This window comes from Ensifer sp. LC384, from assembly GCF_001695865.1.
Classification (GTDB): domain Bacteria; phylum Pseudomonadota; class Alphaproteobacteria; order Rhizobiales; family Rhizobiaceae; genus Ensifer.
The window spans coordinates 47,333-68,792 of the sequence record NZ_MBST01000045.1; the positions used below are offsets into that span (position 1 = coordinate 47,333).

Here is a 21,460-nt window from a genome sequence, read left to right on the forward strand (position 1 = left end):
TGTGGCGTACAGCTAGAGGAAATTAAGGGTAGCGTAATTTAGTAATATCTAGAAGGGTGAAAAGCGCGGCGATCGTGTGTCGGCATCGATTGATGCGCTGATTTTGAGACCATTTGCGGGCCAAGCGCCCTTTCGTCCGTGGATTGCGCGCTTGAGACGACGAAGAGTCTGCGTTGTGGGTTCTTCAAACGCCGTTTTCACCGAGCGGCGTAACGTGCGAGATATGTCGACGGCGGGTGACTGACACTGGTCGCGAAGCTCAAAACCAGCGTGAGGAAAAACATCTTGATCATCGCCTGCCTGCACACGGCCGATAGCAACGTCGCCGTTTTCGAATCTGCCGCGCGCGAGCTCGGCCTTGCAACGGAGGTGCTCCGCCACGCCGTGCGGCCGGACCTGCTCGAGGCTGCGGAACGGGCAGGCGGGCTCACGGACGCCACAGCCCGCGAGACGGGCGCAGCGCTGACGGCACTGGCGGCCCGGGCCGATGCTGTACTCCTTACCTGTTCGACGCTTGGGCCGAGCATGGCGAATGTTCGTGAGGCGCCGGTGCCGGTGTTGCGGACCGATGCGGCGCTTGCCGAAATGGCAACGGCAGTCGGGGGCAGGGTGGTGGCGCTTTGCGCCGTCGAAACGACCGTGGCGCCGACCACCGCGCTTTTTGCCGAGGCCGCGAAGCGACGGGGTGTTGCGCTTGAGGTGCGCCTCGTCGCCGGCGCCTGGGCCTTGTTTAGAGCGGGTGACCGCGATGGCTATCTCGCCGCAATCGCCGGTGCTGCCGACGCCGCCTATGGTGATGGCGCGGCAATCGTTGCCCTTGCTCAAGCCTCCATGGCCGGTGCGGCGGACCTCGTGCGTGGAGGACCGCGCCCATTGACGAGCCCGACGGCCGGTTTGAGTGCGGCGCTGGCGCGGATCGCGCAGATGGCCGCGCCGGCTGCGCGGTGATTAGGCGTTTGGTAGTCGATTCAGGTGTTTAGGAGGAAAGTCTAAATGTCGGAATCCGGTTGCCGACATCGCGGATTAGCGTTGACAGGGTCGAGTCGATGCGGGGAGGATCGTTCGCCTGATGCATGTCGCCCAAAAGTGCGCAGCGGTTTTGTGATCACGACATAAGACCGCGTGTGGATGGCGAAGAGATTGGGATAAGCGATTGTCTTTATGTAGAAAACTCCAGTCGTGCATTGTCCGCACATCTTACCTGACGGTCCTATCGCAGGACTGTATCGACGGAGCCGCTGCCGCCGGTAGGATGCCGCCATGAACGCCTTGATTCGACTGACCCGTGAAGATGACACACCCGTGCTGCCCGATATCGAAAGATCGTCGGGAGAGGCTTTTCGCAGCGTTTCCGACCTGGCCTGGATTGCCGACGACGACGTGCAATCGGTCGATGCGCATCTGGATTTCGTTCGCTCCGGCCTCTCCTGGGTGACCGTCGATAATCGCGACCATCCGCTTGGATTTCTCTGCGCCGAGATTAGCGATGGCGCGCTGCACATCTGGCAACTGGCGGTACTGCACGAGCGGCAAGGCCATGGGCTTGGACGTGGCTTGATCGCCGCCGCCATCGCCCATGCGCGCGACCGCTCGCTTGGCGAGGTAACGCTGACCACCTTCCGCGACCTCGCATGGAACGAGCGCTTCTATCGCAAGCTCGGGTTCCGGACGCTCGACGAAGAAGGGCTCGACGCGCGGCTGGCGCAGATCCTGGCGAAAGAGGCGACCTACGGCCTGCCGACCGATCGACGTTGCGCGATGCGCCTATCGCTCGACGACAGGCGGTCAAACGCCCCCACGATCCCCTAGGTAGCAAACTGCAAATCCGTTTCCTTCGCCGGCTAACGTCTGACGGCGACGACCTGACCGCGGTTGAACTGCGAAACCGTAACGCGGCCCGACTGGTTGCCGCCCATCACCTTCGCCGTCGATTTCGACAGGGCGGAGATGATGCCGACGTGATAGCTGCGGCCGGTGCGCACGACGATGATATCGCCGGGGCGCGCGTAGGATAGCTTGACCGGGGCACCGAAGCGCAGCCAGGAGCGGGCGATACCGAAACTCTGTGGCGGGGTTCGACCGGCCTTGCGGGCAACCAGGCCCATGAAGTGCCCGCACCAGGGGGTGCGGGCCGGATTGATGCCGAGTGCGGCGCGCAGTCGCCTGTTGTTCTTGACCTCGTGCAGGCCTTTGTATTGCTGGGCCTGGGCCAACATGCCCGCCGTGGCCACATCCGGTATCAAAAGAGCGGCATAGGCAGCCGCGAGAAACGCCAGGACCTTCATGGTCAGGTCTCCTTGCCAAGTTGTTTGGTGCGTGCATCCCGGATGAGCCTGGCGATCGCCGGCACTGCCCCCGGTTTTTCATCTGCATCGGTCATTGTGTTCGGGGATATCGGCGGTTCGCGCCTGCGCGTTGCACCTTGAACGCAGCATCAGCGCGCCGGCGAACCGCGCTGAAACGCGGAGCCAACTTCACGGCAATTGCCGTCGGAGTGTGGTATTCCCCTGCCTGTCCCGTCGGACAGTGCGCGGACTTTGCCTATGGGCTGGAGCAAAATTGTGGCAAAGCGCGCAAAAGGCGAATTTTCGTGCGCAACCTAACCCATTTGGATTATATATCGCCGATTTTCGTGGGTTTGGTGCACTATTTTTGTGTCCCGCCTGGCTGCTGGCTTCGGTGCAACGATCCATTGATCGCATGTTCGAGCCCTAATTAAGGCAGCAATTTTCAACTGTGGCCGAATACGGTAGAACGGGCAAAGCCATGGAAAGGAACAGGATTTGACGCAGGCGGCCGAAGCCGGGGCCGGCTGGCGGCGCTGATTGCCGAGGGCGCAAGGCAAGGCGCATGGGCGATCGATGATCCACGGATGCTGGCGACCTTCCTCTTTAACGGCGAGCATGGCGTCGCCGACGGCAAGGACCGCACTTGCACTGGTCGAGGGGCTGCAACGGTCCGATTCCAGACTGCTTGGGATTGGGGAATGATCGCCTATACGCCGCGTGTCGACGCAAAACAAAGTCTTTAAAAGAGTTTATCGAAGCTCCTTGAGAGAGTCATTCAGGTTTCGCACGCCGCCGATTGCGCTCCTCGACTGATGTTCACGCTTGTCAGAGCGCGTGCGGCAAGATCATCCTGCCGGAGCGATTCGCGCCTTCGAGGATACTCATGCCGTTTACCATCAACCCGACCTATCTCTGGCCGATCCTGCTGCTCCTGATCTCCAACGTCTTCATGACATTTGCCTGGTATGGGCACCTGAAGTACACCTCGTCGCCGCTTTACATGGCGATCGTCGCGAGCTGGGGCATCGCCTTCTTCGAATATTGCCTGGCCGTGCCGGCAAACCGCATCGGTCACGAGGTCTATTCGGCAGCGCAACTGAAGACGATGCAGGAGGTGATCACGCTGTTGGTGTTCGCGGCGTTTTCAGTCTTCTGGCTGAAGGAGTCGATCGGCTGGAACCACCTCGTCGGCTTCTCCCTGATCGCGATCGGTGCCTCGTTCATCTTCAAGGGATGAGCCGGGCAGCAGTGGGGCGAAACGACTGGATTTCGAGATGATTGCTCGCCGAGTTCGATGCCACCGCAGAAGCGGGTGTGGCAATGACCACGAGCGATTGCGCGATGGTGACATCGGGTGATCAGGCGGCTGTAGGCGCCGAATGGGCCATGCGCGATCTGGGGCTGTGAATGACGCGGCATCCTGTCAGACGGTCATAGATGGTTCGACCGCGCCAGCGCATGAAGGGCCATACCCACCAGACGATTGCGGGCAAGGGGGAGAGCAGGCCGCCGACAAGCAGGATGACGTGAGCCGGCGCGCCAAAGATGGTCACGGCGTCGATCGCATCCCTGAGAATGTCACCGGTGCCAAAAATCGCAAGCGACAGCAGCAATAGCGGAGCGCTAAATGCCGCAAGGATTGTCGGCAGCATGCGCAACACCTCCCGTTTGGCGGCCTTGGCAAACGGCAGCGGTTCGCCATTGTCTTGGACAACGCGCAAAGCGAAGAGCCTCTTGCCGGGTGTGGTGCCGAAGCGCGCGATCAGAGCGGCGCCGGACAGGCAGAAGAGAAGAATCGGCGCTAGTTCGCTAAGCACTGCGTGTCCCACCTGCATCGCTTCAAGTTCGAGCGGATTGCCGGCCTCGTCGATCTCGAACCTGATCGACCGTTGTGTTGGCATATCGCCAGCGTCGATCAACGTTGAAACAAACGACCTGCTGTCGGGCACGCCCCAAAAGGAGGTGGTGCAGATCTGGTTTTCGCGCGATTGACCGGGCGCCAGTGGCCATTCGCGGTCGATTCTTTGTGCAAACGCACTTGGCGCGGCCGGTTCGCATATGGTCGTCGCGGACATGAAAAAGCGCGGCGCCCAGGGAAGCACGAACATGAGGACGATCGAAATAGCGACTGCGACGACGCAAAATAGGAGGGAGTCGACAACAAAGGCCGCCAGTCGCCGCCAAAAGAAGCGTGGGAGGTTGGTGCCGGCGACCGTAGTGTTCATGTTTCAACCTTCAATGCATGCCATGATTGCATTGCTTTCATGGAAGGTTGTGTTCGTCAATGCACGGCGCAACAAACAAAGATCGGAAGCGGCACGTCATCCCCGTCCGAATAGCCGGTCCAGGATCTGGCCTTCGAACCTGGCAGTTTCGGCGCTGCCGTGACCGCGAGGGCGCGCGAGCGGGATCGGCAGATCGAGCGCGATGCGGCCTTTATCGATGACGACGACGCGGTCGGCAAGCGCCACGGCCTCAGTGACATCGTGGGTGACGAGCACGGCGGTAAAGCTCTGTTGCTGCCAGATGCGCTCCAGCAGCTGCTGCATCTCGATGCGCGTCAGTGCGTCCAGCGCGCCAAGCGGCTCGTCGAGCGCCAGGATGAAGGGATGGGCGACGAGTGCCCGGGCAAGCGCCACGCGCTGCTTCTGCCCACCCGACAGTACCGACGGCCATTCCTCGGCGCGGTCGGCAAGGCCGACCTCCTTAAGGATCTGCTGCGAGAGATCGCGGGCGACTTCGCCCTCGGCGATACCGGTCAGGCCGATTTCGACATTGCGGGCGATCCGTGCCCAGGGCAGCAGCCGTGGTTCCTGGAACATGATGCGGCTGCGCCGCTCCGACGCGCTGCCACCGGCAACAGTCAGGCTGCCACTCGTTGGGCTGTCCAGTCCCGCAAGAATGCGCAGCAAGGTGCTCTTGCCGCAGCCGCTCTTGCCGATGACGGCGACGAACTGACCCTGGGGTACGTCGAGATCGATGCCGTCGAGCACGGTCTTTTCGCCGAAACGCTTGGCGATGCCCCGTAAGGAGAAGGCGAGTGGAGCGGATGGCGAAGCCGGTGAAGGTGTCCGCATGGTCGCGGACGGGCCGTTCGCTTCCTGTGGCTGTTTCGGATGAAGGGCGATGACGGACATCGGATTGCTCCTTTTTTCGTCGGGATCGGGCTCGTCCAGTTTAGCTGCATCAAGCCGGGTGGAAGGCCGGGTGCCACTGCAGCGTCAGTCGCTCGAGCAAGCGTGCAAAGCTGTCGGCGAGCTTGCCGAGCAGGGCGTAGATCAGGATGGACAGGATGACGACATCGATCAGCAGGAACTCCCGCGCCTGCATCGCCATGTAGCCGAGGCCCGAGGAGGCAGCGATCGTCTCGGCAACGATCAGCGTCAGCCACATGATGCCGAGCGCATAGCGAAGGCCGACGAAGATCGCCGGCAGGGCGCCGGGCAGGATGACGCGGAAGAAGAGCTGACGCCGCGACATGCCGTAGATCCGGCCCATCTCGACGAGCTGCGGGTCGACGCCCTGAATGCCGAGTAGCGTGTTGACATAGATCGGGAAGAAGACGCCGAGCGCGACGAGGAACAGCTTGGCTTCTTCGTCGATGCCGAACCACAGGATGACCAGTGGAATCAGCGCCAGATGCGGAATGTTGCGCACCATCTGCAGCGTCGTGTCGGTCAGGTCCCGGCTCAAGCGCGAAAGGCCGTTGGCCAGCCCGAAGGCAAAGCCGATCGCGCCGCCGATGGCAAAACCCGAGAGCGCCCGCAGGGTGCTGATGCCGATGTTTTCGACAAGCTCTCCGGAGGCGAGCAGCCGGATAAAGGCGGCAAGCACGGCCGAGGGCGGCGCCATCACGCTTTCCGAGATCAAGCCGCTGCGCGAAGCCGCTTCCCAAGCGAGGATCAAAGCGGCGGGCAGCAGCCAGCCCGCGAGGTTTCGCGCAATGGTGTTCGTTGCGGTCTTCGCCATGACTTGGGTCCTCGTTTGCTCAGAGCCTTCTGTCTTCGCGGCGCCGGCGCCGAAACTTCCGTCCCGACGCCGGCCGGTTCTCGCCTTGGGAGGGAGAGGGATTAGTTGCCCGGTGCGTTCCAGACCGCATCGGAGATGGTGACCTGCTTGGGGATGAGCCCGAGCTTGAAGAAGCGATCGGCGGTCTGCTGCTGGCCGGCGACGATGTCGTCGTTGATGGGGCCGATCGAAAAGACGGTGCGGTTGGCCGCAATCGTCTGCGCCTCGAGCGGCACGCCGGTCACTTCATGCAAGGCGGCCGCCACCTTGTCGCGATTGGCGTCAGCCCAGACGGAGGCCTCCTTCAGGGCTGCAATCGTCGTGGTGACCGTCTCTGCATGGCTGGCCGCGAAGTCGCGGTTGGCGAGGAAGTAGGTATTGACCTCCAAGGTCTCGGCCGATGTCGTCAGAATGCGCGGCTTGTAGCGCGTTTCTGCGATCGCGAAGAACGGGTCCCAGACGGCCCAGGCGTCGATCTTGTCGCTGGCGAAAGCGGCTGCCGCATCGGCGGGGCTCAGATAGACCGGGGTGACGTCGCCAAAGCCGATGCCGGCCTTTTCCAGTGCCGCGACCACGAGATTGTGGGCGCTGGTGCCCTTGCCGACGCCGATCTTCTTGCCCTTCAGGTCCGCGAGCGACTGGATCGGCGAGCCCGGCTTGACGAAGATCGCCTCGCCCTTGCCGTTGGAAGGAAGCGCTGCGGCATAGACGATCGAGGAGCCGGCCGCCTGGCCGAAGATCGGCGGCGCGTCGCCGGTCCAACCGACATCGATGGAGCCGACGTTCAAGGCCTCGACCAGCGGTGGCCCGGCGGTGAACTCCACCCAGGAAACGGCGATGCCTTTCGGCTCCAACGCCTTCTCGATGACCTTCTGTTGCTGGGCGACGACGGGGAGGCCGGTCTTTTGAAAGCCGATGCGGAATTCCCCAAGGTCTTCGGCCATGACGCCGAAGGAGGCGAGCACCGCGGCGGTGAAGAGGCCGGTGCCGAAAAGCCGTCTGGTCAGTTTGAACATCTGTCCCGCTCCTGTTTGCTGGAGGGCGAAGGGCGCCGTCCGCTGAACTGGAATCAGTGTAAAAGAAGAATATAAAATTTATGGAGTTTATTTGTTTTGTTGTTGGCGCGCTTTGCGGAACGCTTTTGCGGCAGGACAGGCAGCTTGGGGATAATCCTCATTGTGGTGATCGGGCGGCTGGCTGGTCGTTACATCCTGCTTTTCGATTTTTTTCGTGCCGTGCGCTTGCTGTCTGTTCGATTGCAGGGGAAAACGCTGGCGAAGCGAGGCTTCCGGCCGATTCAGAAATATTTCTTCGGTGCCGGTAACAAAAATGCGTGCCTCGTTCGTAGAGGATGATGTCGGGTGAAGTATTCGGCGCGTGACCAGGAATGGGCAGAGTGGATGCGCAGCGCCATAAAAGGCGACACGCAGGCCTATCACCGCTTTCTCTCCGCCGTTACGCCGCATCTGCGCGCCATGGCGCGCAGGCGCTGCGACCAGTTCGGGGCGCCGGCGAGCGAGGCGGAGGACGTGGTGCAGGAGGTCCTGCTGGCCGTCCACCTCAAGCGCGGTACCTGGGATCCGGATCGCCCGATCGGCCCATGGCTGTCGGCGATCGTGCGCAACAAGCTGATCGACAGCCTGCGTCGGCGGGGTCGACACGTGAATGTGCCGATCGAGGACGTGATTGCGACATTGGAAGCGGAAGAGCAGAGCGACGGGTTGGATCGGCTGGACGCGCAGCACATGCTGGAGCGCCTGAAGGATCCGCAGCGTGATATTGTCCGCTCGATTTCGCTGGAGGGTGCCGGGGTGCGCGAGACGGCCGAACGACTGAAGATGAGCGAAGGAGCAGTGCGCGTGGCGCTGCACAGGGCGTTGAAGTCACTGGCAGCCCTTTATCGGAGTGATGCACGTGAAGACGAATGACTTGATCAGCCTGTTGGCAGAGGATGCGCCCGTCGGGATGCGGCTTGGCCGCATGCTGGCGATTGCCCTTCTGGTCGGCGTCGTCGTGTCCGCTCTGGTGCTCCTGTCGACAGTGGGTGTGCGTCCCAACCTGGCAGCGGCCATCGAGACGGCGCGCGTCCTGTTCAAGATCGGCTTCACGCTGGTTCTCGCCGCTGCCGCCTGCCGCCTGGTCTTCATCGTCGGCCGGCCGGGGCTGTCGCTCAAGGCGCGCGGACTTCAACTCGCCGTTCCCCTCGTGTTTCTTGCCATTGCTGTCGCTTCCGAGCTTTCCGTTCTGCCCTCGGAGGCGTGGACGGCGAGCATGCTCGGCAGGAACGCCGCCTTCTGCCTGTTCTTCATCCCTGTCCTGTCGCTGGCGCCGCTCGCCGGTTTTCTGCTTGTGCTGAAAAACGGTGCGCCTGAAAGTCCCGGTCTCGCCGGTGCGTCGGCCGGTCTTGCCGCCGGCGCCATTGCCGCTTCGCTCTATGCCTTCCACTGCCCGGACGATAGTCCGCTGTTCCTGGCTGTTTGGTACTCGATCGCCGTGCTGCTGGTGACCACGATCGGCTACCTCATCGGGCGGCGCTGGCTGCGCTGGTAGGCGACGCCTCCGGCCTCGGCCACCGCGCTCAATCCAGGAGGTCGAATGCCCGGTACATCCACACCAATTGATAGGTGACCGCGCCGATGAGGAACGCGGCGTGAAAGCGCCGGTTCGGTGTCCAGGCCGCGATCAGGCACAGGACGATGTAGGTCACGTTGCGCATCGGGTATTCCGGCCCGTAGGACGCGAAATAGGCCTTTCCCTTGAGCGCGGTGTCGAAGAGGTCGACGGCAAAGGCAAGCGCCAGAAAGGCGAAGAACCAGCTTCGCCGCGACATGAAGTAGTGCTCGTAGTCGCTGTAATCCTCCAGTGTCGTCGGAAACAGCAGCACGCAAAGAAAGAAGAAGACGCAGCAATAGAGGATGACGAAGAGATAGACGGTCACGTCGAGAACGGGCAGGGCATGGAGGTGGAATTCCCACCACCAGAAATGCACGAGGAAGACGAACATGAACAGGACCCAGCCGAGGTGGATCCAGTACACCCTGGTCTTTCCCGGATGCTGTACGAAGAGCGCGAGCCCGCTCAGGAGTCTGGCGAGGCTGAGACTGACGACCATGCCCATGACGACGCGAATATGCGAGAAAATCGCCGGGTCAGGCTGGGTCGGGTCCATGAACGCTGCTCCTATTCGTCCGGTACCGCCTTCGGCTTGCCGTTCTCGTCGAGCGCGACCATGACGAAGATCGCGTCGGTGACCTTTTCCATCAAATGCGAGAGATAGCGCTGCGCCCAGGCCTCGACCTTGAGTGTCATCGAGGTCCGGCCGACCTTGACGACATCGGTGTAGATGCAGAGCGTATCGCCGATCTTGACCGGCAGCGCGAAGGCCATTTCCTTGACTGCCGCCGTTACCACGCGGCCGCGGGCCCGCTCGGCAGCACGAATACCGCAGGAAAGGTCCATCTGCGCCATGACCCAGCCACCGAAAATGTCGCCGGCGGCATTGGCGTCGGCGGGCATGGCGAGCGTGCGCAAGGTCAGCTCGCCGGTCGGTTTGTTGTCTGCGGTCATGCGGCCTGTCTCCCTGTGTCGGGAAAGATGTAGCGCATGGTTGCTTCGTCAGGGAAGAGCGCCGGACGACAAATCGCGCCAGGTCAGCGATCGCAAACTTCATTCCTTTCGAAGGCATTATTTGAGAATTGTCAAAATTAGGGATCGTTTGTTAGGGGCTTTGCAAAGAGCCCTCCCTATCCTGCACGCTTCTACTGGAGGCAGGGGACAGGGGATGAAACGATTCAGGATTTCGGTGCGGCTTTACGCGCTCGTCGCGTTCGCACTTTTGACCATGGCGGCGGCGCTGACCTTCGGTCTGTTTCAAGCGCAGGACAAGCTCGTCGGCGAACGCAAGGCGATGCTGTCGGCAATGAACGAGAACGCCATTGCGGTGTTCGACGCCTACCACAAACAGGAGGTTGCCGGCACGTTGTCGCGCGAGGATGCGCAGAAGCGTGCGCTCGAAGCGATCAAGGCGATGCGCTATCAGGGCAGCGGCTATTTCTGGATCAACGACATGCATCCGACGATGATCATGCATCCGATCAAGCCGGAAATGGATGGCCGCGATCTTTCCGCCAACAAGGATCCGAATGGCAAGCACCTCTTCGTCGAATTCGTCAAGACGGTGGAAAAGAGCGGACAGGGCTTCGTCGATTACTATTGGCCGAAGCCGGGCGCCGACGAGCCGGTGCTGAAATACTCCCATGTCGCCGGCTTCAAGCCCTGGGGCTGGGTGGTCGGCACCGGCGTCTATTCCGACGATCTCACAGCCATGTTCCGCGAGCGCGCCTGGCAGGTTGCCGGCATTCTTCTCGCTGCAGCGCTGGCGATCCTGATGGCGGCGCTGGCGATCGTGCGCAGCGTGGTCAAACCGGTCGAGAAGCTGAAGGCGTCGATGCGGTCGATTGCCGATGAGGATCTGTCATCCGACGTGCCGGAAACCGACCGTGGCGACGAGATCGGCCAGATGGCCAAGGTGCTCGTCGTCCTGCGCGACTCGGTGCGCGAGCGGCTGGAGCTGCGCTCACGCGAAGCCGAGCAGCAGGACAGGCTGGAGTCCGAGCGGCGCGGCAACGAACAGCGCCGGCGGGCAACGGCTGACGCACAGGCCGACGCGATGGAAATCGTGGGCGCTGCGCTCGAGCTGCTCGCAAGCGGTGATCTGACGGCCGAAATCGGCCATATCGCCCCGGAATACGGTAAGCTGCGGCAGGACTTCAACACGGCGGTTGCAGCTCTTCGCGACGTCATCGGTTCAATCTCGCATTCGACCGAGATCGTCACCGCCAGCGCCGGCGACATTTCGGAAGCGGCCAACAACCTGTCGCGCCGCACCGAACAGCAGGCCGCGGCACTGGAAGAGACGGCCGCGGCGCTTGACGAGATCACCTCGACGGTGCGCCATTCCTCCGACCGGGCCAACGAAGCGCGCGGCATGGTCAGCGAGACCAAGGCGAGTGCGGCAAAATCCGGCGGCATCGTGCGCAACGCCATCGACGCCATGGGGCGGATCGAGGCGTCGTCGAGTCGGATCAGCCAGATCATCGGCGTGATCGACGAAATCGCCTTCCAGACCAATCTTCTGGCGCTGAACGCCGGCGTCGAGGCAGCGCGGGCAGGCGAGGCTGGTCGTGGTTTTGCCGTTGTCGCACAGGAGGTGCGCGAACTGGCGCAACGCTCCGCCGGTGCCGCCAAGGAGATCAAGGAACTGATCGGAACATCGGTGCGCGAAGTCGGCGCCGGCGTCGAGCTTGTCCGCTCGACCGGTGATGCGCTGACGGAGATCGAAGCCCTGGTCAACCGTGTCAACGAACAGGTTGCCTCGATCGCAACCGCAGCCCGCGAACAGGCGACCGGTCTGGCGGAAGTGAATACCGCCGTCAACAGCATGGACCAGATGACCCAGCAGAACGCGGCAATGGTGGAAGAGACGACGGCGGCAAGCCAGACGCTCGCTGCCGAGAGCCGCGAACTGAAGATGTTGCTGACGAAGTTCCGGCTGCAGGAAACGGCCCGGCAGACGGCCTACGGCCGCGCCGCCTGAACGCAACGGCCATGGCGATCAATGAAGGCCTGCGTGCGGAAGCACGCAGGCTTTTCGGCATTTCGGCGCTTACAGCGCCGCGCGTCAAACATGACACGCTGGGGACGCTGTAACACTTTAAACTTGCTGCATAATTTATCCCTAAATCGAATCCGATTTAAGGAATTACGCAGTAGGCGGCGCGAGCTAACCGATCGGAAGCGCGGGTGTGCGCTGGGGCGGCTCGGCCTTCTCCAATCGTTGACGATTTGGCTTCCGTTCAACCGTTGGTCACTCCGGCGAAGGGCGGGCTTGACCAATCCGTGTATGGAGATAGATACGGCTGAACGGGAGGTGGAATGACGCGGCATGGCGCCGGGTCGCCCGTCTGCCTGTGCTAGAGGGGATATTCATGGCGCTTCTCAGACTTCTTTTTACGCGGGCGGGGGCGGCTATTTTGCTGGCGTTCGGATTTCTGTCCGCGTGTACCGTCGTGGTTGACGAGCCAAGACCCGGTCCGGGGCCGATCCGTCCGCCGATGTGCACGATGGAATATGCGCCGGTCTGTGGCGCGCGGGGCAGCCGCATGCGCACCTTCTCGAATTCGTGCCAGGCGCGCGCCGACGGCTTCAACGTCATCCACCGTGGCGAGTGCCGGCCGGATTACCGTCCGCCGGAGCGGGAGCCGCAGGCCTGCACGCGTGAATACGCTCCGGTGTGCGGCCAGCGCGGCCGCCAGCAGCAGACGTTCTCGAATGCCTGCATGGCGCGGGCTGATGGCTTCCGCGTGGTTGCGCCCGGCGAATGCCGCCGCGATGACGACCGCCCGCCGCAGGGCCAGTTCTGCACCCGCGAGTATGCGCCGGTCTGCGGCCAACGCGGCAACCGGATCCAGACCTTCCCGAATTCCTGCGAGGCAGGTGGCGCCGGTTTCCGGATCGTGCACCCCGGTGAGTGCCGCTAATCACGCGTCAGCGGGAAAAGTGAAACGGGCCTGCGCAGAGCGATCTGCGCAGGCCATTTTGCTGTGCGCCGTCAGCGCATTGCGAAGCCGTCGACCTGCCGGATGTTGGATGCATGTCGCAAGGCTTCATTTACCGTGTTTGCTTAAAATGCGCCCCAGAACGGGCTTTTTCGGCGGCGTGCCCGGCTCGCGACACAGGCGGACTGCACCGTTTTGATGTTGGGTGGGTGCGGCGTGGCGGTGTCTTCGATACCGCCCTAGAGCGCTGCGCGTCCATTTGGACGCGCTAAGGTCGCTCTAGCACTTTGAATGAGCGTATGAGCCTTTTCGAAAATCGATACCGATTTTCGGGCCTATACGCGGGATGAAGGCGGCAAATCGGTATGGCGTATGTTCCCTCTCTCCATCGTCCATTGACGGCGTTCGTGCTGTCGATCTCGCTTGTTGCCTGCACGACTGATGTGTTGACGCCCTCGGCCCGCATCGACGGCAGCGAACGCGTCGGCGCGATCAGGCCCGTTCCGGTCGATGCCGTGCCGGAGCAGGAGGTTGCGGCGTATCCCTCCGGAGAGCCGGTTTCGACTTTCAGGAATGGCGGTGGCAATGAAATGGCCGTTGAGCCGCGCCAGCAGACACGCCGCGCCCTGCCGATGATCGACAGCGAAGAGGCGAGCCTTTCCGGCGCCCAACAGGTCGATACCGGCTCGACCGCCATTCCTTCCGAAGGCGTCAACATGGACGCGATGCTCGGCGTGCAGCCGGTGGTCGGGCTGGCGGAGGAGCAGAGCAGCGAGATTGCCGAGGGCAATGCCAGCCAGCCCGTCGTCGGTGGCATCGGCGAGGACAATGTCCGCCAGCTCGGCAGCCCGCCGCAGACCTTAGATGAGGCCCAGGCGAGCCTTGGCGGCGACCCGGATCTGCCTGCATTGACCGCCGAACAGATTTCAGCGGAAGAGGCGCAGCGCGCCCGCGCCTTCGAGCGGCAGAGGGCCATGCAGAGAGCCCAGGAACCGCAGCAGGTGGCGATGCTGCCACGCGCGCGCAATCCGCTATCGACGCCGGAGAGGCAATATACCGGTCAGATGCCGGGCTCGGAGATTGCCTGCCGCCAGCGCCTGCGCAAGCTCGGCGTCGAGTTCCGCGATATCCCGCGCATCAGCAACGGCCCTTCCTGCGGCATCGACTATCCGATCGAACTCAGCGGCCTGTCCGGCGGCATCGACGTCAAGCCCGCAGTCAAGCTCAACTGCGAAGTGACCGAGGCCTTTGCGAAATGGGTGAAATACGAGCTGGCGCCATCGTCGCGCTATCGCTACTGGTCCGGCGTCAAGACGATCAAGCCGCTCGGCGGCTATTCCTGCCGCACCATGAACTCGCGCCGGGGCAACCCGATGTCCGAGCATGCGCATGGCAACGCCATCGATGTCGGCAAGTTCGTGTTGAAGAACGGCAAGGAAATCGACGTGCGCAAGAAGGGCTTCTTCGCCTTTCGCGAGAAGGGGCTTTTGAAGGCTGTTCGCACCGACAGCTGCAAATACTTCAACACGGTCCTCGGCCCGGGCAGCGATCCCTTTCACAAGGATCATTTCCACTTCGACCTGAGGACACGCAAGACCGGCTACCGCCATTGCGATTGAGGGGCCGTCAGAACCGCGCATATCGTGAGCCGGCAAAAAAAGAGGCCGGCGGGGAGCCGGCCGATGTCCGGATAAGGGGTCTCCGGAACTAAAGCGATGCGTGCAAATCACGTGGCGGGTGGGCCGCGTGCGACGCCAAACTGATTGAAAAGCATCACCGTTTCGTGACAGAACAGGCGCGTCGGCGGCAATATTGCGTTCCTTTGCCGGATTCTCACCGTCACGATTGGAGCGGGTGGCGCGCGCCAGCCTGCCGGCGCTTTCAACCGGTTTCATCAACGCGATCGCCGTTGGCCTGATCATTCCGATCATATGGCTGATTGCACCGCTCGGTGTGGCGGCGGCCCATGCCATGGACCGACGCCAGCTCGAGGCGGATTCGGCATTTTCAAAATTCTGGTTGATGTATGGCTTTTATACATCTTATGCGTGTAAGTCGTTTTTATACCGTAGGTTTTAGCGCTTGCTCTTGGTTGATTCCAGAAATTAGCCCAATTTTGGCGCGCTACTTTCCGATGACCTACAATTGTAACAATCTGAATTTACTATATGATTTTCATCGTCCTCGTCGGTGCGGGCCGACTGTCGGTGGTAACGCGTTTGTGTGTCGTCTGGCTTGCGAATAAGTATTACCATAATATATTACTTCATATAACAATCATGGATAGAATCCGGGCTTGTCCCGGACGCGTCATTTTCGGGGCTCCACTCACTCCTTGGCACGACAGGAGGAAGGCATGGGAACTGTAATGCGATTTCCAGGGATGCGCGCCGACATGACTGCGCATGCCACCGAAGTTTCACAGATCCTGCGCACGCTTGCCAATCGCAACCGACTGCTGATCGTCACCACGCTTCTCGAAGGGGAACATTCGGTGGCGGCACTGGAGGAATTGCTCGGTATCCGCCAACCGACGCTGTCACAGCAACTGACCGTGCTGCGCGATGCGGGCGTCGTTTCGACGCGGCGCCAAGCCAAGCAGGTTTTCTATCGCCTGAGCCATGATAAGGTCGCCCGGCTCGTGGGCGCGCTTTGTCAAATCTTCTGTCGCGAAGGCAAGAAAACATGAATGAGTACTGGAATGCGCTTGCCGGAGGCCTGCTGATCGGGCTTTCGGCGGCGATCCTGATGGTAGCCAACGGTCGTGTGGCCGGTATCAGCGGAATTGCCGGAAGGCTGTTGCAAGGGGTCCAGGCCACCACCGGGATCGTCTTTGTTCTTGGCCTGATAGCGGGTCCCGTGATCTACCGTCTTTTCGCCGGCACTTGGCCAGCGGTTACTGTCACGTCCTCCTGGCCGCTGTTGGTGATTGGCGGGCTGCTTGTCGGTTTTGGCTCGCGCATGGGCTCAGGCTGCACCAGCGGTCACGGCGTCGTCGGTCTCGCCCGGCTTTCGCGTCGCTCGGTCGCGGCGGTTGCCACCTTCATGATCGCGGCCGTCGCCACCGTCTATCTCCAAGGTTTCCTCCAATGAACGGCAGCGCCTTCTCGCGCCTGGTGGCAACGCTTGCCTCCGGCGTCATCTTCGGAATTGGCCTGTCGCTCTCCGGCATGCTGGATCCGGCCCGCGTTCGCGCCTTTCTCGACATCACGCGCGACTGGAATCCGTCACTTGCCTTCGTGCTCGGCGGCGCGGTGGCCGTCTCAGCACTCGGCGTCCTCATGACCCGGCGCATGCAGCGGCCGTTGCTCGACGATGCCTTTCATTTGCCCGCGAACCGCGTGATCGACCGACGGCTCATCATCGGCTCGGCGATCTTCGGCGTTGGCTGGGGTCTGGTCGGCCTTTGCCCCGGTCCGGCGCTCGCATCCCTTTCGCTCGGCCTGCCGGCGACGGCCCTTTTTGTGGTCGCCATGCTTGCCGGTATGGTGCTGCACGATCGATTGCCGCGCGTGGGGCCTCGTGCGCAAGGACAGGTGAATGACCGGATCAGGTTGGAAAGCGGCCGATTGCCCTGATGTTGACGCTCCGTCACCTTGTTTTTTGCGGGCCGCGGGCTGCAAATCGCGATGAATCGGCCCATATAGGCGAGACCTGTCGACTTCGCTCCCCGCATCCGGATCAGCTTCATGGCGCCTATCGTTTCCGTTTCCAATCTTTCGAAAACCTATGCCTCGGGCTTCAAGGCGCTGAAAGGCGTCAGCCTCGATATCGAGCAGGGCGAGATCCTGGCGCTGCTTGGTCCGAACGGGGCGGGCAAGACCACGCTGATCTCGATCATCTGCGGCATCGTCAATCCGAGTGGCGGCAGCGTGGTGGTCGGCGGCCATGACGTCGTGCGCGATTTTCGCGAGACGCGGTCGATGATCGGCCTGGTGCCGCAGGAACTGACGACGGATGCCTTCGAGACGGTCTGGAACACCGTCACCTTTTCGCGCGGCCTGCACGGCAAGAAGCCGAACCCGGCGCATATCGAGAAGGTGCTGAAGGACCTGTCCCTCTGGGACAAGAAGGACAACATGCTGCGCGAGCTTTCCGGCGGCATGAAGCGGCGTGTGCTGATCGCCAAGGCGCTGTCGCACGAACCGCGCGTGCTCTTCCTCGACGAGCCGACCGCCGGTGTCGACGTCAGCCTGCGCAAGAGCATGTGGGAGGTCGTGGAACGGCTGCGCGCCTCGGGTGTGACGATCATCCTGACGACCCACTACATCGAAGAGGCGGAAGAGATCGCCGACCGCATCGGCGTCATCAATGGCGGTGAGATCCTGCTGGTGGAGGACAAGACGGCGCTGATGAGCAAGCTCGGGCGCAAGCAACTGCGTGTCGACCTGTCGCATCCGTTGGAAGCCGTGCCCGAAACGCTCTCGACCTACAACCTGACGCTAGAGGGCGATGGTCATTGTCTGATCTACGACTATGACACCAGCGCCGAGCGCACGGGCATAACCTCGCTGCTGGCGGCGCTCGCCGAAGCCGGTGTGCGCCTCAAGGACATCTCCACGCGGCAGAGTTCGCTGGAGGATATTTTCGTCGAGATCGTGGGAGCAGGACGATGAACATCGAAGCGATCAAGTCGATCTACTTCTTCGAGATGGCGCGCACGCGGCGCACCCTGCTGCAGAGCGTGGTGTCGCCGGTCATTTCCACCTCGCTCTATTTCATCGTCTTCGGCGCGGCGATCGGCGCGCGCATCCAGGAGATCGATGGCGTCTCCTATGGCGCCTTCATCACGCCTGGCCTGATCATGCTGACGCTCCTGACCCAGTGCATCGGCAACGGCTCCTTCGGCATCTATTTCCCAAAATTCACTGGCACGATCTACGAGGTGCTGTCCTCGCCGGTGTCGATGGTCGAGATCGTCCTCGGTTATGTCGGGGCGGCGGCGACCAAGGGGGTGATGATCGGCACGATCATCCTTCTGACGGCTTCGCTGTTCGTCGATCTTTCGATCGCCCATCCCTTGGCGATGATTTTCTTCTTCGTGTTGACCGCCGTTTCGTTCAGCCTGTTCGGCTTCATCATCGGCATCTGGGCCAAGGACTTCGAGCAGCTGAACCTGATCCCGATGCTGGTCATCCCGCCGCTCGTATTCCTTGGCGGCAGCTTCTACTCGATCGACATGCTGCCACCGTTCTGGCAGGCGGTCAGCCACTTCAACCCGGTGCTCTATCTCATCAGCGGTTTCCGCTGGAGCTTCTTTGAAGTGTCCGACGTCAATCCGGTCGTCAGCGCGGCGATGATCCTGGTGTTCCTGACGGTCTGCCTGTCTGTGCTCGCCTGGATCTTCCGCACCGGCTACCGGTTGCGGAACTGACGGCGGTGAGCCGTCACCCGTGCCGTAGATGATGGCGGCGCCGACCAGGAAAATGGCGATCAGTGCCTGAAACAAGGTCCAGACGACGCGCAGGGCCGCCCGTGTGGTCGACAGACTGAGGTGGGCCCTGAACCAGTGCGTTCAAGAAGAAGCGTTTGCCGCAGATCCCGTTCAGTCGCGCAGCCGGAGCTGGTCTGTGCGCATCTGCAGGGAGTCGAGAGTCGACAGGAAGCTCATGCCGAGCAGGCTCTGGTCGAGCTTGCCTTCGGCTGCGACCGTTGCGCGGACGTCGTTGCGCACGATCGGGCCGATGGCGACCTCGGAAAGCAGCACGGGTGCCGCCATCGCCTGACCATTGGCGGTCATGACCGTCATCGTGTAGCTCAGCTTTGCCGGATCAAGCCCGATGCGCTCGGCATCTTCGTAGGTCAGCGCAATGCTGCTGGCGCCGGTGTCGACCAGCATGTTGATCTCTTTGCCGTTGACCGCGGCATTCGTCTCGAAATGGCCGTTGATCATCTTCTGCAGCACCACCTCCTGGTGGCCTTCGCTGTCGGTAATGACGGTGGCGCGACCCGGTATCAGACCGGAAAGCACCCGGTTGCCGAAGCCCTGTAGCTCGAAGCGATAGACATAGGCCGAGACGAGGGCCAGCAAAATGAGCAGCCAGATCGCTGCCTGCCGGGCGCCTACGCCAAAGCGGCGACGGCTTTGCCAGATGCCGGCGCTCAACAGCGTGGCAATTGCGCCGAGCGAGACGAGCTGGCCGAAATCGTCATTCGCCAGTCCGAAGGTGCGGCCGGCGTCATGGTTGACGATCAGCAACAGGAGGCCGATCGCCAGGATCGAGAGCAAAATCAAAAGGCGTGTCATGCGTCGCCACGTTCCCTGGCCATGCGCGTGCGGCGCGTTTCGCGCCGGGGCTTTCGCTCCATCGTTTCAAGCCTTGCCGGCAGGGCCAACATAATCGCGTGTCTGTCGGCGTCGGTGTAGAGCGTCCAGGCGCCGATCTCATTTCGGGTGCGACCGCAGCCGAAACAGTAGCCGGTCCTGTCGTCGATCGAACAGACGAGAATGCAGGGAGATTCCATGGTCCTGAGCTGAAGGTCCTGGGTTGTGGGGTGGGCCGTTGTTTCGACTGATTATATCGGCTTTTCAAACCGTCAGTGCAAGGGCACCGAGGATGGCGATTTCCGTCAGTTGCTGTGTCGCGCCGATGGTGTCGCCGGTGTGGCCACCGATCTTGCGGGTGGCGAGACGGCCAAAGGCGGCAACGGTCGCGACGAAGGCGACAAGTGTGAGAAGGAGGGCGAGTGCCGGGGCCTTGGCGAAATAGAAAAGCAGCATGGCGGCAAGCACGCCTGAGCCAAGCGCGAAGGACGTGGCTGCCGGGTCGGGTTCGCCGGCCGAGGCGGCAACACCGTCACGGCGAGCCGGCGGCAGGCGCGACCAGTGCCAGACCATCGCCGCACGACTGAGGGCGGCGGCGCCCAGGATCATGAGCCCGGCGCCGGTCGGGGTAAACAACGGCAGGAAGGACGCCAGCGCCGATACGCGAAGGCCGAAGGAGAGGATCAGCGCAACGGCGCCATAGGAACCGATGCGGCTGTCCTTCATGATCACCAGCGCCGCCTCCCGGTCGCGCCCGCCGCCGAAGCCGTCGGCCGCATCGCCCAGCCCATCCTCGTGCAGGCAGCCGGTCACCAGCGCCTGCACGGCGACGACCAGGAAGGCCGTAAACAGGGAGCTGACCTGGAGCGCCATCAGCAAGGAGGCGATGGCGGCTGCGGGCAGGGCGATCAACAGTCCCGCCAACGGAAAGGCGCGAACGGCACGGTTCAGCCGGCCGTCATAATCGACGAAATGGCGTTGCGGCATATGGATGCGGCTGAGGAAGGCGACCGAGCGCGCCAGATCGTCACAAAAGTCGCGAAGATAGGTCATGGCCCCTCCAAACCCCGGGCGCGCCGAATCGATGCCCTTTCGCCGGATCATGCTCCGGCGACGCGGATTGGCGCAAATGTCGTTGCCCGAAATTTGCGCGCCCTCTATGAGGAGCGTGGATTGAGCTTCACGATATGCAAGGATTCCTCCCCATGAGTGCCAGCGGCCTGCCGTTTGATGATTTCCGCGAATTGTTGCGCAACCTCCCGGGCCCGAATTCGGCCGCGCTGGCTGCCGCGCGCGATCGCGATGCGCAGCTGACGAAGCCGCCGGGCGCGCTCGGGCGTCTTGAGGAGATCGCTTTCTGGCTGGCCGCCTGGACGGGCAAGCCGCCGGCGGTCAATCGGCCGCTCGTCGCGATCTTTGCCGGCAATCACGGTGTCACCCGTCAGGGCGTCACGCCATTTCCGTCGTCGGTCACGGCACAGATGGTCGAGAACTTTGCCGCCGGCGGCGCCGCGATCAACCAGATCTGCGTCAGCCACGATCTCGGCCTGAAGGTCTTCGACCTCGCGCTCGATTATCCCACCGGCGACATCACCGAGGAGGCGGCACTTTCCGAGCGCGACTGTGCGGCCACCATGGCCTTCGGCATGGAAGCTGTCGCCGGCGGTACCGATCTGTTGTGCATCGGCGAGATGGGCATCGGCAACACGACGATCGCTGCTGCGATCAATCTCGGCCTTTACGGCGGCACGGCGGAAGACTGGGTCGGGCCGGGCACAGGTTCGGAAGGCGAGGTGCTGAAGCGCAAGATCGCTGCGGTCGAAAAGGCGGTCGCGCTGCACCGCAATCATCTGTCCGACCCGCTCGAGCTGATGCGCCGCCTCGGCGGCCGCGAGATCGCTGCCATGGCCGGCGCCATCCTGGCGGCCCGCATGCAGCAGGTGCCCGTCATCATCGACGGTTACGTGGCGACCGCTGCCGGCGCAATCCTCAAGGCGGCCAACCCGTCGGCGCTCGATCATTGCCTGATCGGCCACGTCTCCGGCGAACCCGGCCATATGCGCGCGATCGAAAAGCTCGGCAAGACTCCGCTGCTGGCGCTCGGCATGCGCCTTGGCGAAGGCACGGGTGCCGCCCTTGCCGCCGGCATCGTCAAGGCGGCTGCCGCCTGCCACGGCGGCATGGCGACGTTTGCGCAGGCTGGCGTCAGCAACAAGAACTGACGAAGAAACGACGGGCCTTCGTGCGAAGGCCCACCGTTTGCTGTCGATTGCCTGTCGCAGGCACCACACTTGTCTGCGACAGGCTTGCTGGCCGCATTCTTCTCGCCTATCCAGAGGCGC

The 21,460-nt window shown here is 62.5% G+C and carries 26 protein-coding genes; 16 read left to right on the top strand and 10 right to left on the bottom strand.

The features are described 5' to 3' along the window. The first annotated feature begins 285 nt into the window (after positions 1 to 285). Together BC363_RS25480 and BC363_RS25485 are read left to right on the top strand one after the other, a co-directional pair. On the top strand, positions 286 to 948 hold the full coding sequence (locus BC363_RS25480; RefSeq protein WP_065779934.1) for an aspartate/glutamate racemase family protein: 663 nt from the start codon (positions 286 to 288) through the stop codon (positions 946 to 948). Between the two features lie 312 nt (positions 949 to 1,260). Continuing rightward, positions 1,261 to 1,809 carry a GNAT family N-acetyltransferase gene (locus BC363_RS25485; protein WP_065779942.1) on the top strand — a complete coding sequence of 183 codons (549 nt, stop codon included), beginning with the start codon at positions 1,261 to 1,263 and terminating at the stop codon, positions 1,807 to 1,809. A 32-nt stretch (positions 1,810 to 1,841) separates the two neighbouring features. On the opposite strand, the gene BC363_RS25490 is transcribed toward BC363_RS25485, so the two are convergent. Then, complete coding sequence (locus BC363_RS25490) at positions 1,842 to 2,285, bottom strand: TIGR02594 family protein (RefSeq protein ID WP_065779944.1); 444 nt, start codon at positions 2,283 to 2,285, stop codon at positions 1,842 to 1,844. 886 nt (positions 2,286 to 3,171) lie between these two features. Here BC363_RS25490 and BC363_RS25495 point away from each other — a divergent pair. Beyond that, complete coding sequence (locus BC363_RS25495; protein ID WP_065779946.1) at positions 3,172 to 3,525, top strand: DMT family protein; 354 nt, start codon at positions 3,172 to 3,174, stop codon at positions 3,523 to 3,525. Between the two features lie 121 nt (positions 3,526 to 3,646). Here the strand turns inward: BC363_RS25495 and BC363_RS25500 are convergent, their stop codons facing one another. From BC363_RS25500 to BC363_RS25515, 4 genes are all read right to left on the bottom strand, one after another. Next, entirely contained in the window at positions 3,647 to 4,513 is an 867-nt protein-coding gene (locus BC363_RS25500; RefSeq protein WP_065779948.1) for an RDD family protein, read from the bottom strand. A gap of 96 nt (positions 4,514 to 4,609) precedes the next feature. Beyond that, positions 4,610 to 5,365: an ATP-binding cassette domain-containing protein gene (locus tag BC363_RS25505; protein WP_065780339.1), complete on the bottom strand. Its 756-nt coding sequence runs from the start codon at positions 5,363 to 5,365 to the stop codon at positions 4,610 to 4,612. Between the two features lie 109 nt (positions 5,366 to 5,474). Next, positions 5,475 to 6,257: an ABC transporter permease subunit gene (locus tag BC363_RS25510; protein WP_065779950.1), complete on the bottom strand. Its 783-nt coding sequence runs from the start codon at positions 6,255 to 6,257 to the stop codon at positions 5,475 to 5,477. A 101-nt stretch (positions 6,258 to 6,358) separates the two neighbouring features. After that, a complete protein-coding gene (locus BC363_RS25515) occupies positions 6,359 to 7,312 on the bottom strand; it encodes an aliphatic sulfonate ABC transporter substrate-binding protein (protein ID WP_065779952.1) in 954 nt (317 codons plus the stop codon). A gap of 96 nt (positions 7,313 to 7,408) precedes the next feature. Here BC363_RS25515 and BC363_RS25520 point away from each other — a divergent pair, with 96 nt between their 5' ends. Genes BC363_RS25520 through BC363_RS25530 form a run of 3 tightly spaced genes read left to right on the top strand, consistent with a single transcriptional unit; the run spans position 7,409 to position 8,846 of the window. Beyond that, complete coding sequence (locus BC363_RS25520) at positions 7,409 to 7,651, top strand: hypothetical protein (RefSeq protein ID WP_065793337.1); 243 nt, start codon at positions 7,409 to 7,411, stop codon at positions 7,649 to 7,651. 6 nt (positions 7,652 to 7,657) lie between these two features. After that, positions 7,658 to 8,224, top strand: coding sequence for a sigma-70 family RNA polymerase sigma factor (locus tag BC363_RS25525; RefSeq protein WP_065779954.1), 567 nt, complete (start codon positions 7,658 to 7,660; stop codon positions 8,222 to 8,224). Further along, positions 8,205 to 8,846: a DUF1109 domain-containing protein gene (locus tag BC363_RS25530; RefSeq protein WP_348272156.1), complete on the top strand. Its 642-nt coding sequence runs from the start codon at positions 8,205 to 8,207 to the stop codon at positions 8,844 to 8,846. The genes BC363_RS25525 and BC363_RS25530 overlap by 20 nt, the downstream gene beginning before the upstream one ends. A 28-nt stretch (positions 8,847 to 8,874) precedes the next feature. Here the strand turns inward: BC363_RS25530 and BC363_RS25535 are convergent, their stop codons facing one another. After that, positions 8,875 to 9,465: a hypothetical protein gene (locus BC363_RS25535; protein ID WP_065779956.1), complete on the bottom strand. Its 591-nt coding sequence runs from the start codon at positions 9,463 to 9,465 to the stop codon at positions 8,875 to 8,877. Between the two features lie 11 nt (positions 9,466 to 9,476). Next, on the bottom strand, positions 9,477 to 9,863 hold the full coding sequence (locus BC363_RS25540) for an acyl-CoA thioesterase (protein ID WP_053251737.1): 387 nt from the start codon (positions 9,861 to 9,863) through the stop codon (positions 9,477 to 9,479). A 214-nt stretch (positions 9,864 to 10,077) separates the two neighbouring features. Between BC363_RS25540 and BC363_RS25545 the strand changes: the two genes are divergently transcribed. The 9 genes from BC363_RS25545 (at position 10,078) to BC363_RS25585 (ending at position 18,227) form a co-directional block, all read left to right on the top strand. After that, positions 10,078 to 11,892, top strand: a complete 1,815-nt coding sequence (locus tag BC363_RS25545; protein WP_065779958.1) for a methyl-accepting chemotaxis protein — start codon at positions 10,078 to 10,080, stop codon at positions 11,890 to 11,892. Positions 11,893 to 12,283: 391 nt separating this feature from the next. Beyond that, entirely contained in the window at positions 12,284 to 12,835 is a 552-nt protein-coding gene (locus tag BC363_RS25550; RefSeq protein ID WP_065779960.1) for a Kazal-type serine protease inhibitor domain-containing protein, read from the top strand. Between the two features lie 383 nt (positions 12,836 to 13,218). After that, positions 13,219 to 14,472 (top strand): extensin family protein, encoded by a 1,254-nt coding sequence (locus BC363_RS25555; RefSeq protein ID WP_065779962.1) that lies wholly within the window; start codon positions 13,219 to 13,221, stop codon positions 14,470 to 14,472. Positions 14,473 to 14,665: 193 nt separating this feature from the next. Continuing rightward, the gene (locus BC363_RS25560) at positions 14,666 to 14,932 is read left to right on the top strand and encodes a hypothetical protein (protein WP_139110048.1); all 267 of its coding nucleotides are present in this window, start codon (positions 14,666 to 14,668) and stop codon (positions 14,930 to 14,932) included. Between the two features lie 277 nt (positions 14,933 to 15,209). Then, positions 15,210 to 15,542, top strand: a complete 333-nt coding sequence (locus tag BC363_RS25565) for a metalloregulator ArsR/SmtB family transcription factor (protein ID WP_065779966.1) — start codon at positions 15,210 to 15,212, stop codon at positions 15,540 to 15,542. After that, positions 15,539 to 15,946, top strand: coding sequence for a YeeE/YedE family protein (locus BC363_RS25570; protein ID WP_065779968.1), 408 nt, complete (start codon positions 15,539 to 15,541; stop codon positions 15,944 to 15,946). The genes BC363_RS25565 and BC363_RS25570 overlap by 4 nt, the downstream gene beginning before the upstream one ends. Next, positions 15,943 to 16,431: a YeeE/YedE family protein gene (locus tag BC363_RS25575; protein WP_065779970.1), complete on the top strand. Its 489-nt coding sequence runs from the start codon at positions 15,943 to 15,945 to the stop codon at positions 16,429 to 16,431. Before BC363_RS25570 ends, BC363_RS25575 begins: the two co-directional genes overlap by 4 nt. 111 nt (positions 16,432 to 16,542) lie before the next feature. Then, positions 16,543 to 17,469 (top strand): ABC transporter ATP-binding protein, encoded by a 927-nt coding sequence (locus tag BC363_RS25580; RefSeq protein ID WP_065779972.1) that lies wholly within the window; start codon positions 16,543 to 16,545, stop codon positions 17,467 to 17,469. Further along, positions 17,466 to 18,227, top strand: a complete 762-nt coding sequence (locus BC363_RS25585; protein ID WP_065779974.1) for an ABC transporter permease — start codon at positions 17,466 to 17,468, stop codon at positions 18,225 to 18,227. Before BC363_RS25580 ends, BC363_RS25585 begins: the two co-directional genes overlap by 4 nt. A gap of 171 nt (positions 18,228 to 18,398) precedes the next feature. Here the strand turns inward: BC363_RS25585 and BC363_RS25590 are convergent, their stop codons facing one another. The 3 genes from BC363_RS25590 to BC363_RS25600 all read right to left on the bottom strand — a co-directional run bounded on the left by BC363_RS25590 (position 18,399) and on the right by BC363_RS25600 (position 20,171). After that, a complete protein-coding gene (locus BC363_RS25590) occupies positions 18,399 to 19,100 on the bottom strand; it encodes a TIGR02281 family clan AA aspartic protease (protein WP_065779976.1) in 702 nt (233 codons plus the stop codon). Further along, positions 19,097 to 19,318: a DUF1289 domain-containing protein gene (locus BC363_RS25595; RefSeq protein WP_065779978.1), complete on the bottom strand. Its 222-nt coding sequence runs from the start codon at positions 19,316 to 19,318 to the stop codon at positions 19,097 to 19,099. Before BC363_RS25595 ends, BC363_RS25590 begins: the two co-directional genes overlap by 4 nt. A 64-nt stretch (positions 19,319 to 19,382) precedes the next feature. Continuing rightward, the gene (locus tag BC363_RS25600) at positions 19,383 to 20,171 is read right to left on the bottom strand and encodes an adenosylcobinamide-GDP ribazoletransferase (RefSeq protein WP_065779980.1); all 789 of its coding nucleotides are present in this window, start codon (positions 20,169 to 20,171) and stop codon (positions 19,383 to 19,385) included. Positions 20,172 to 20,323: 152 nt separating this feature from the next. Here BC363_RS25600 and cobT point away from each other — a divergent pair, with 152 nt between their 5' ends. Then, complete coding sequence (gene cobT, locus BC363_RS25605; RefSeq protein WP_065779982.1) at positions 20,324 to 21,340, top strand: nicotinate-nucleotide--dimethylbenzimidazole phosphoribosyltransferase; 1,017 nt, start codon at positions 20,324 to 20,326, stop codon at positions 21,338 to 21,340. Positions 21,341 to 21,460 lie beyond the last annotated feature (120 nt).

Excerpts from the sequence above, each read along its gene's own strand:
- BC363_RS25485 (WP_065779942.1), top strand. The coding sequence starts at position 1,261 with ATGAACGCCTTGATTCGACTGACCCGTGAAGATGACACACCCGTGCTG.
- BC363_RS25490 (WP_065779944.1), bottom strand. The coding sequence starts at position 2,285 with ATGAAGGTCCTGGCGTTTCTCGCGGCTGCCTATGCCGCTCTTTTGATA.
- BC363_RS25495 (WP_065779946.1), top strand. The coding sequence starts at position 3,172 with ATGCCGTTTACCATCAACCCGACCTATCTCTGGCCGATCCTGCTGCTC.
- BC363_RS25500 (WP_065779948.1), bottom strand. The coding sequence starts at position 4,513 with ATGAACACTACGGTCGCCGGCACCAACCTCCCACGCTTCTTTTGGCGG.
- BC363_RS25505 (WP_065780339.1), bottom strand. The coding sequence starts at position 5,365 with ATGCGGACACCTTCACCGGCTTCGCCATCCGCTCCACTCGCCTTCTCC.
- BC363_RS25510 (WP_065779950.1), bottom strand. The coding sequence starts at position 6,257 with ATGGCGAAGACCGCAACGAACACCATTGCGCGAAACCTCGCGGGCTGG.
- BC363_RS25515 (WP_065779952.1), bottom strand. The coding sequence starts at position 7,312 with ATGTTCAAACTGACCAGACGGCTTTTCGGCACCGGCCTCTTCACCGCC.
- BC363_RS25530 (WP_348272156.1), top strand. The coding sequence starts at position 8,205 with ATGCACGTGAAGACGAATGACTTGATCAGCCTGTTGGCAGAGGATGCG.
- BC363_RS25535 (WP_065779956.1), bottom strand. The coding sequence starts at position 9,465 with ATGGACCCGACCCAGCCTGACCCGGCGATTTTCTCGCATATTCGCGTC.
- BC363_RS25540 (WP_053251737.1), bottom strand. The coding sequence starts at position 9,863 with ATGACCGCAGACAACAAACCGACCGGCGAGCTGACCTTGCGCACGCTC.
- BC363_RS25545 (WP_065779958.1), top strand. The coding sequence starts at position 10,078 with ATGAAACGATTCAGGATTTCGGTGCGGCTTTACGCGCTCGTCGCGTTC.
- BC363_RS25550 (WP_065779960.1), top strand. The coding sequence starts at position 12,284 with ATGGCGCTTCTCAGACTTCTTTTTACGCGGGCGGGGGCGGCTATTTTG.
- BC363_RS25555 (WP_065779962.1), top strand. The coding sequence starts at position 13,219 with ATGGCGTATGTTCCCTCTCTCCATCGTCCATTGACGGCGTTCGTGCTG.
- BC363_RS25565 (WP_065779966.1), top strand. The coding sequence starts at position 15,210 with ATGGGAACTGTAATGCGATTTCCAGGGATGCGCGCCGACATGACTGCG.
- BC363_RS25570 (WP_065779968.1), top strand. The coding sequence starts at position 15,539 with ATGAATGAGTACTGGAATGCGCTTGCCGGAGGCCTGCTGATCGGGCTT.
- BC363_RS25575 (WP_065779970.1), top strand. The coding sequence starts at position 15,943 with ATGAACGGCAGCGCCTTCTCGCGCCTGGTGGCAACGCTTGCCTCCGGC.
- BC363_RS25580 (WP_065779972.1), top strand. The coding sequence starts at position 16,543 with ATGGCGCCTATCGTTTCCGTTTCCAATCTTTCGAAAACCTATGCCTCG.
- BC363_RS25585 (WP_065779974.1), top strand. The coding sequence starts at position 17,466 with ATGAACATCGAAGCGATCAAGTCGATCTACTTCTTCGAGATGGCGCGC.
- BC363_RS25590 (WP_065779976.1), bottom strand. The coding sequence starts at position 19,100 with ATGACACGCCTTTTGATTTTGCTCTCGATCCTGGCGATCGGCCTCCTG.
- BC363_RS25595 (WP_065779978.1), bottom strand. The coding sequence starts at position 19,318 with ATGGAATCTCCCTGCATTCTCGTCTGTTCGATCGACGACAGGACCGGC.
- BC363_RS25600 (WP_065779980.1), bottom strand. The coding sequence starts at position 20,171 with ATGACCTATCTTCGCGACTTTTGTGACGATCTGGCGCGCTCGGTCGCC.
- cobT (WP_065779982.1), top strand. The coding sequence starts at position 20,324 with ATGAGTGCCAGCGGCCTGCCGTTTGATGATTTCCGCGAATTGTTGCGC.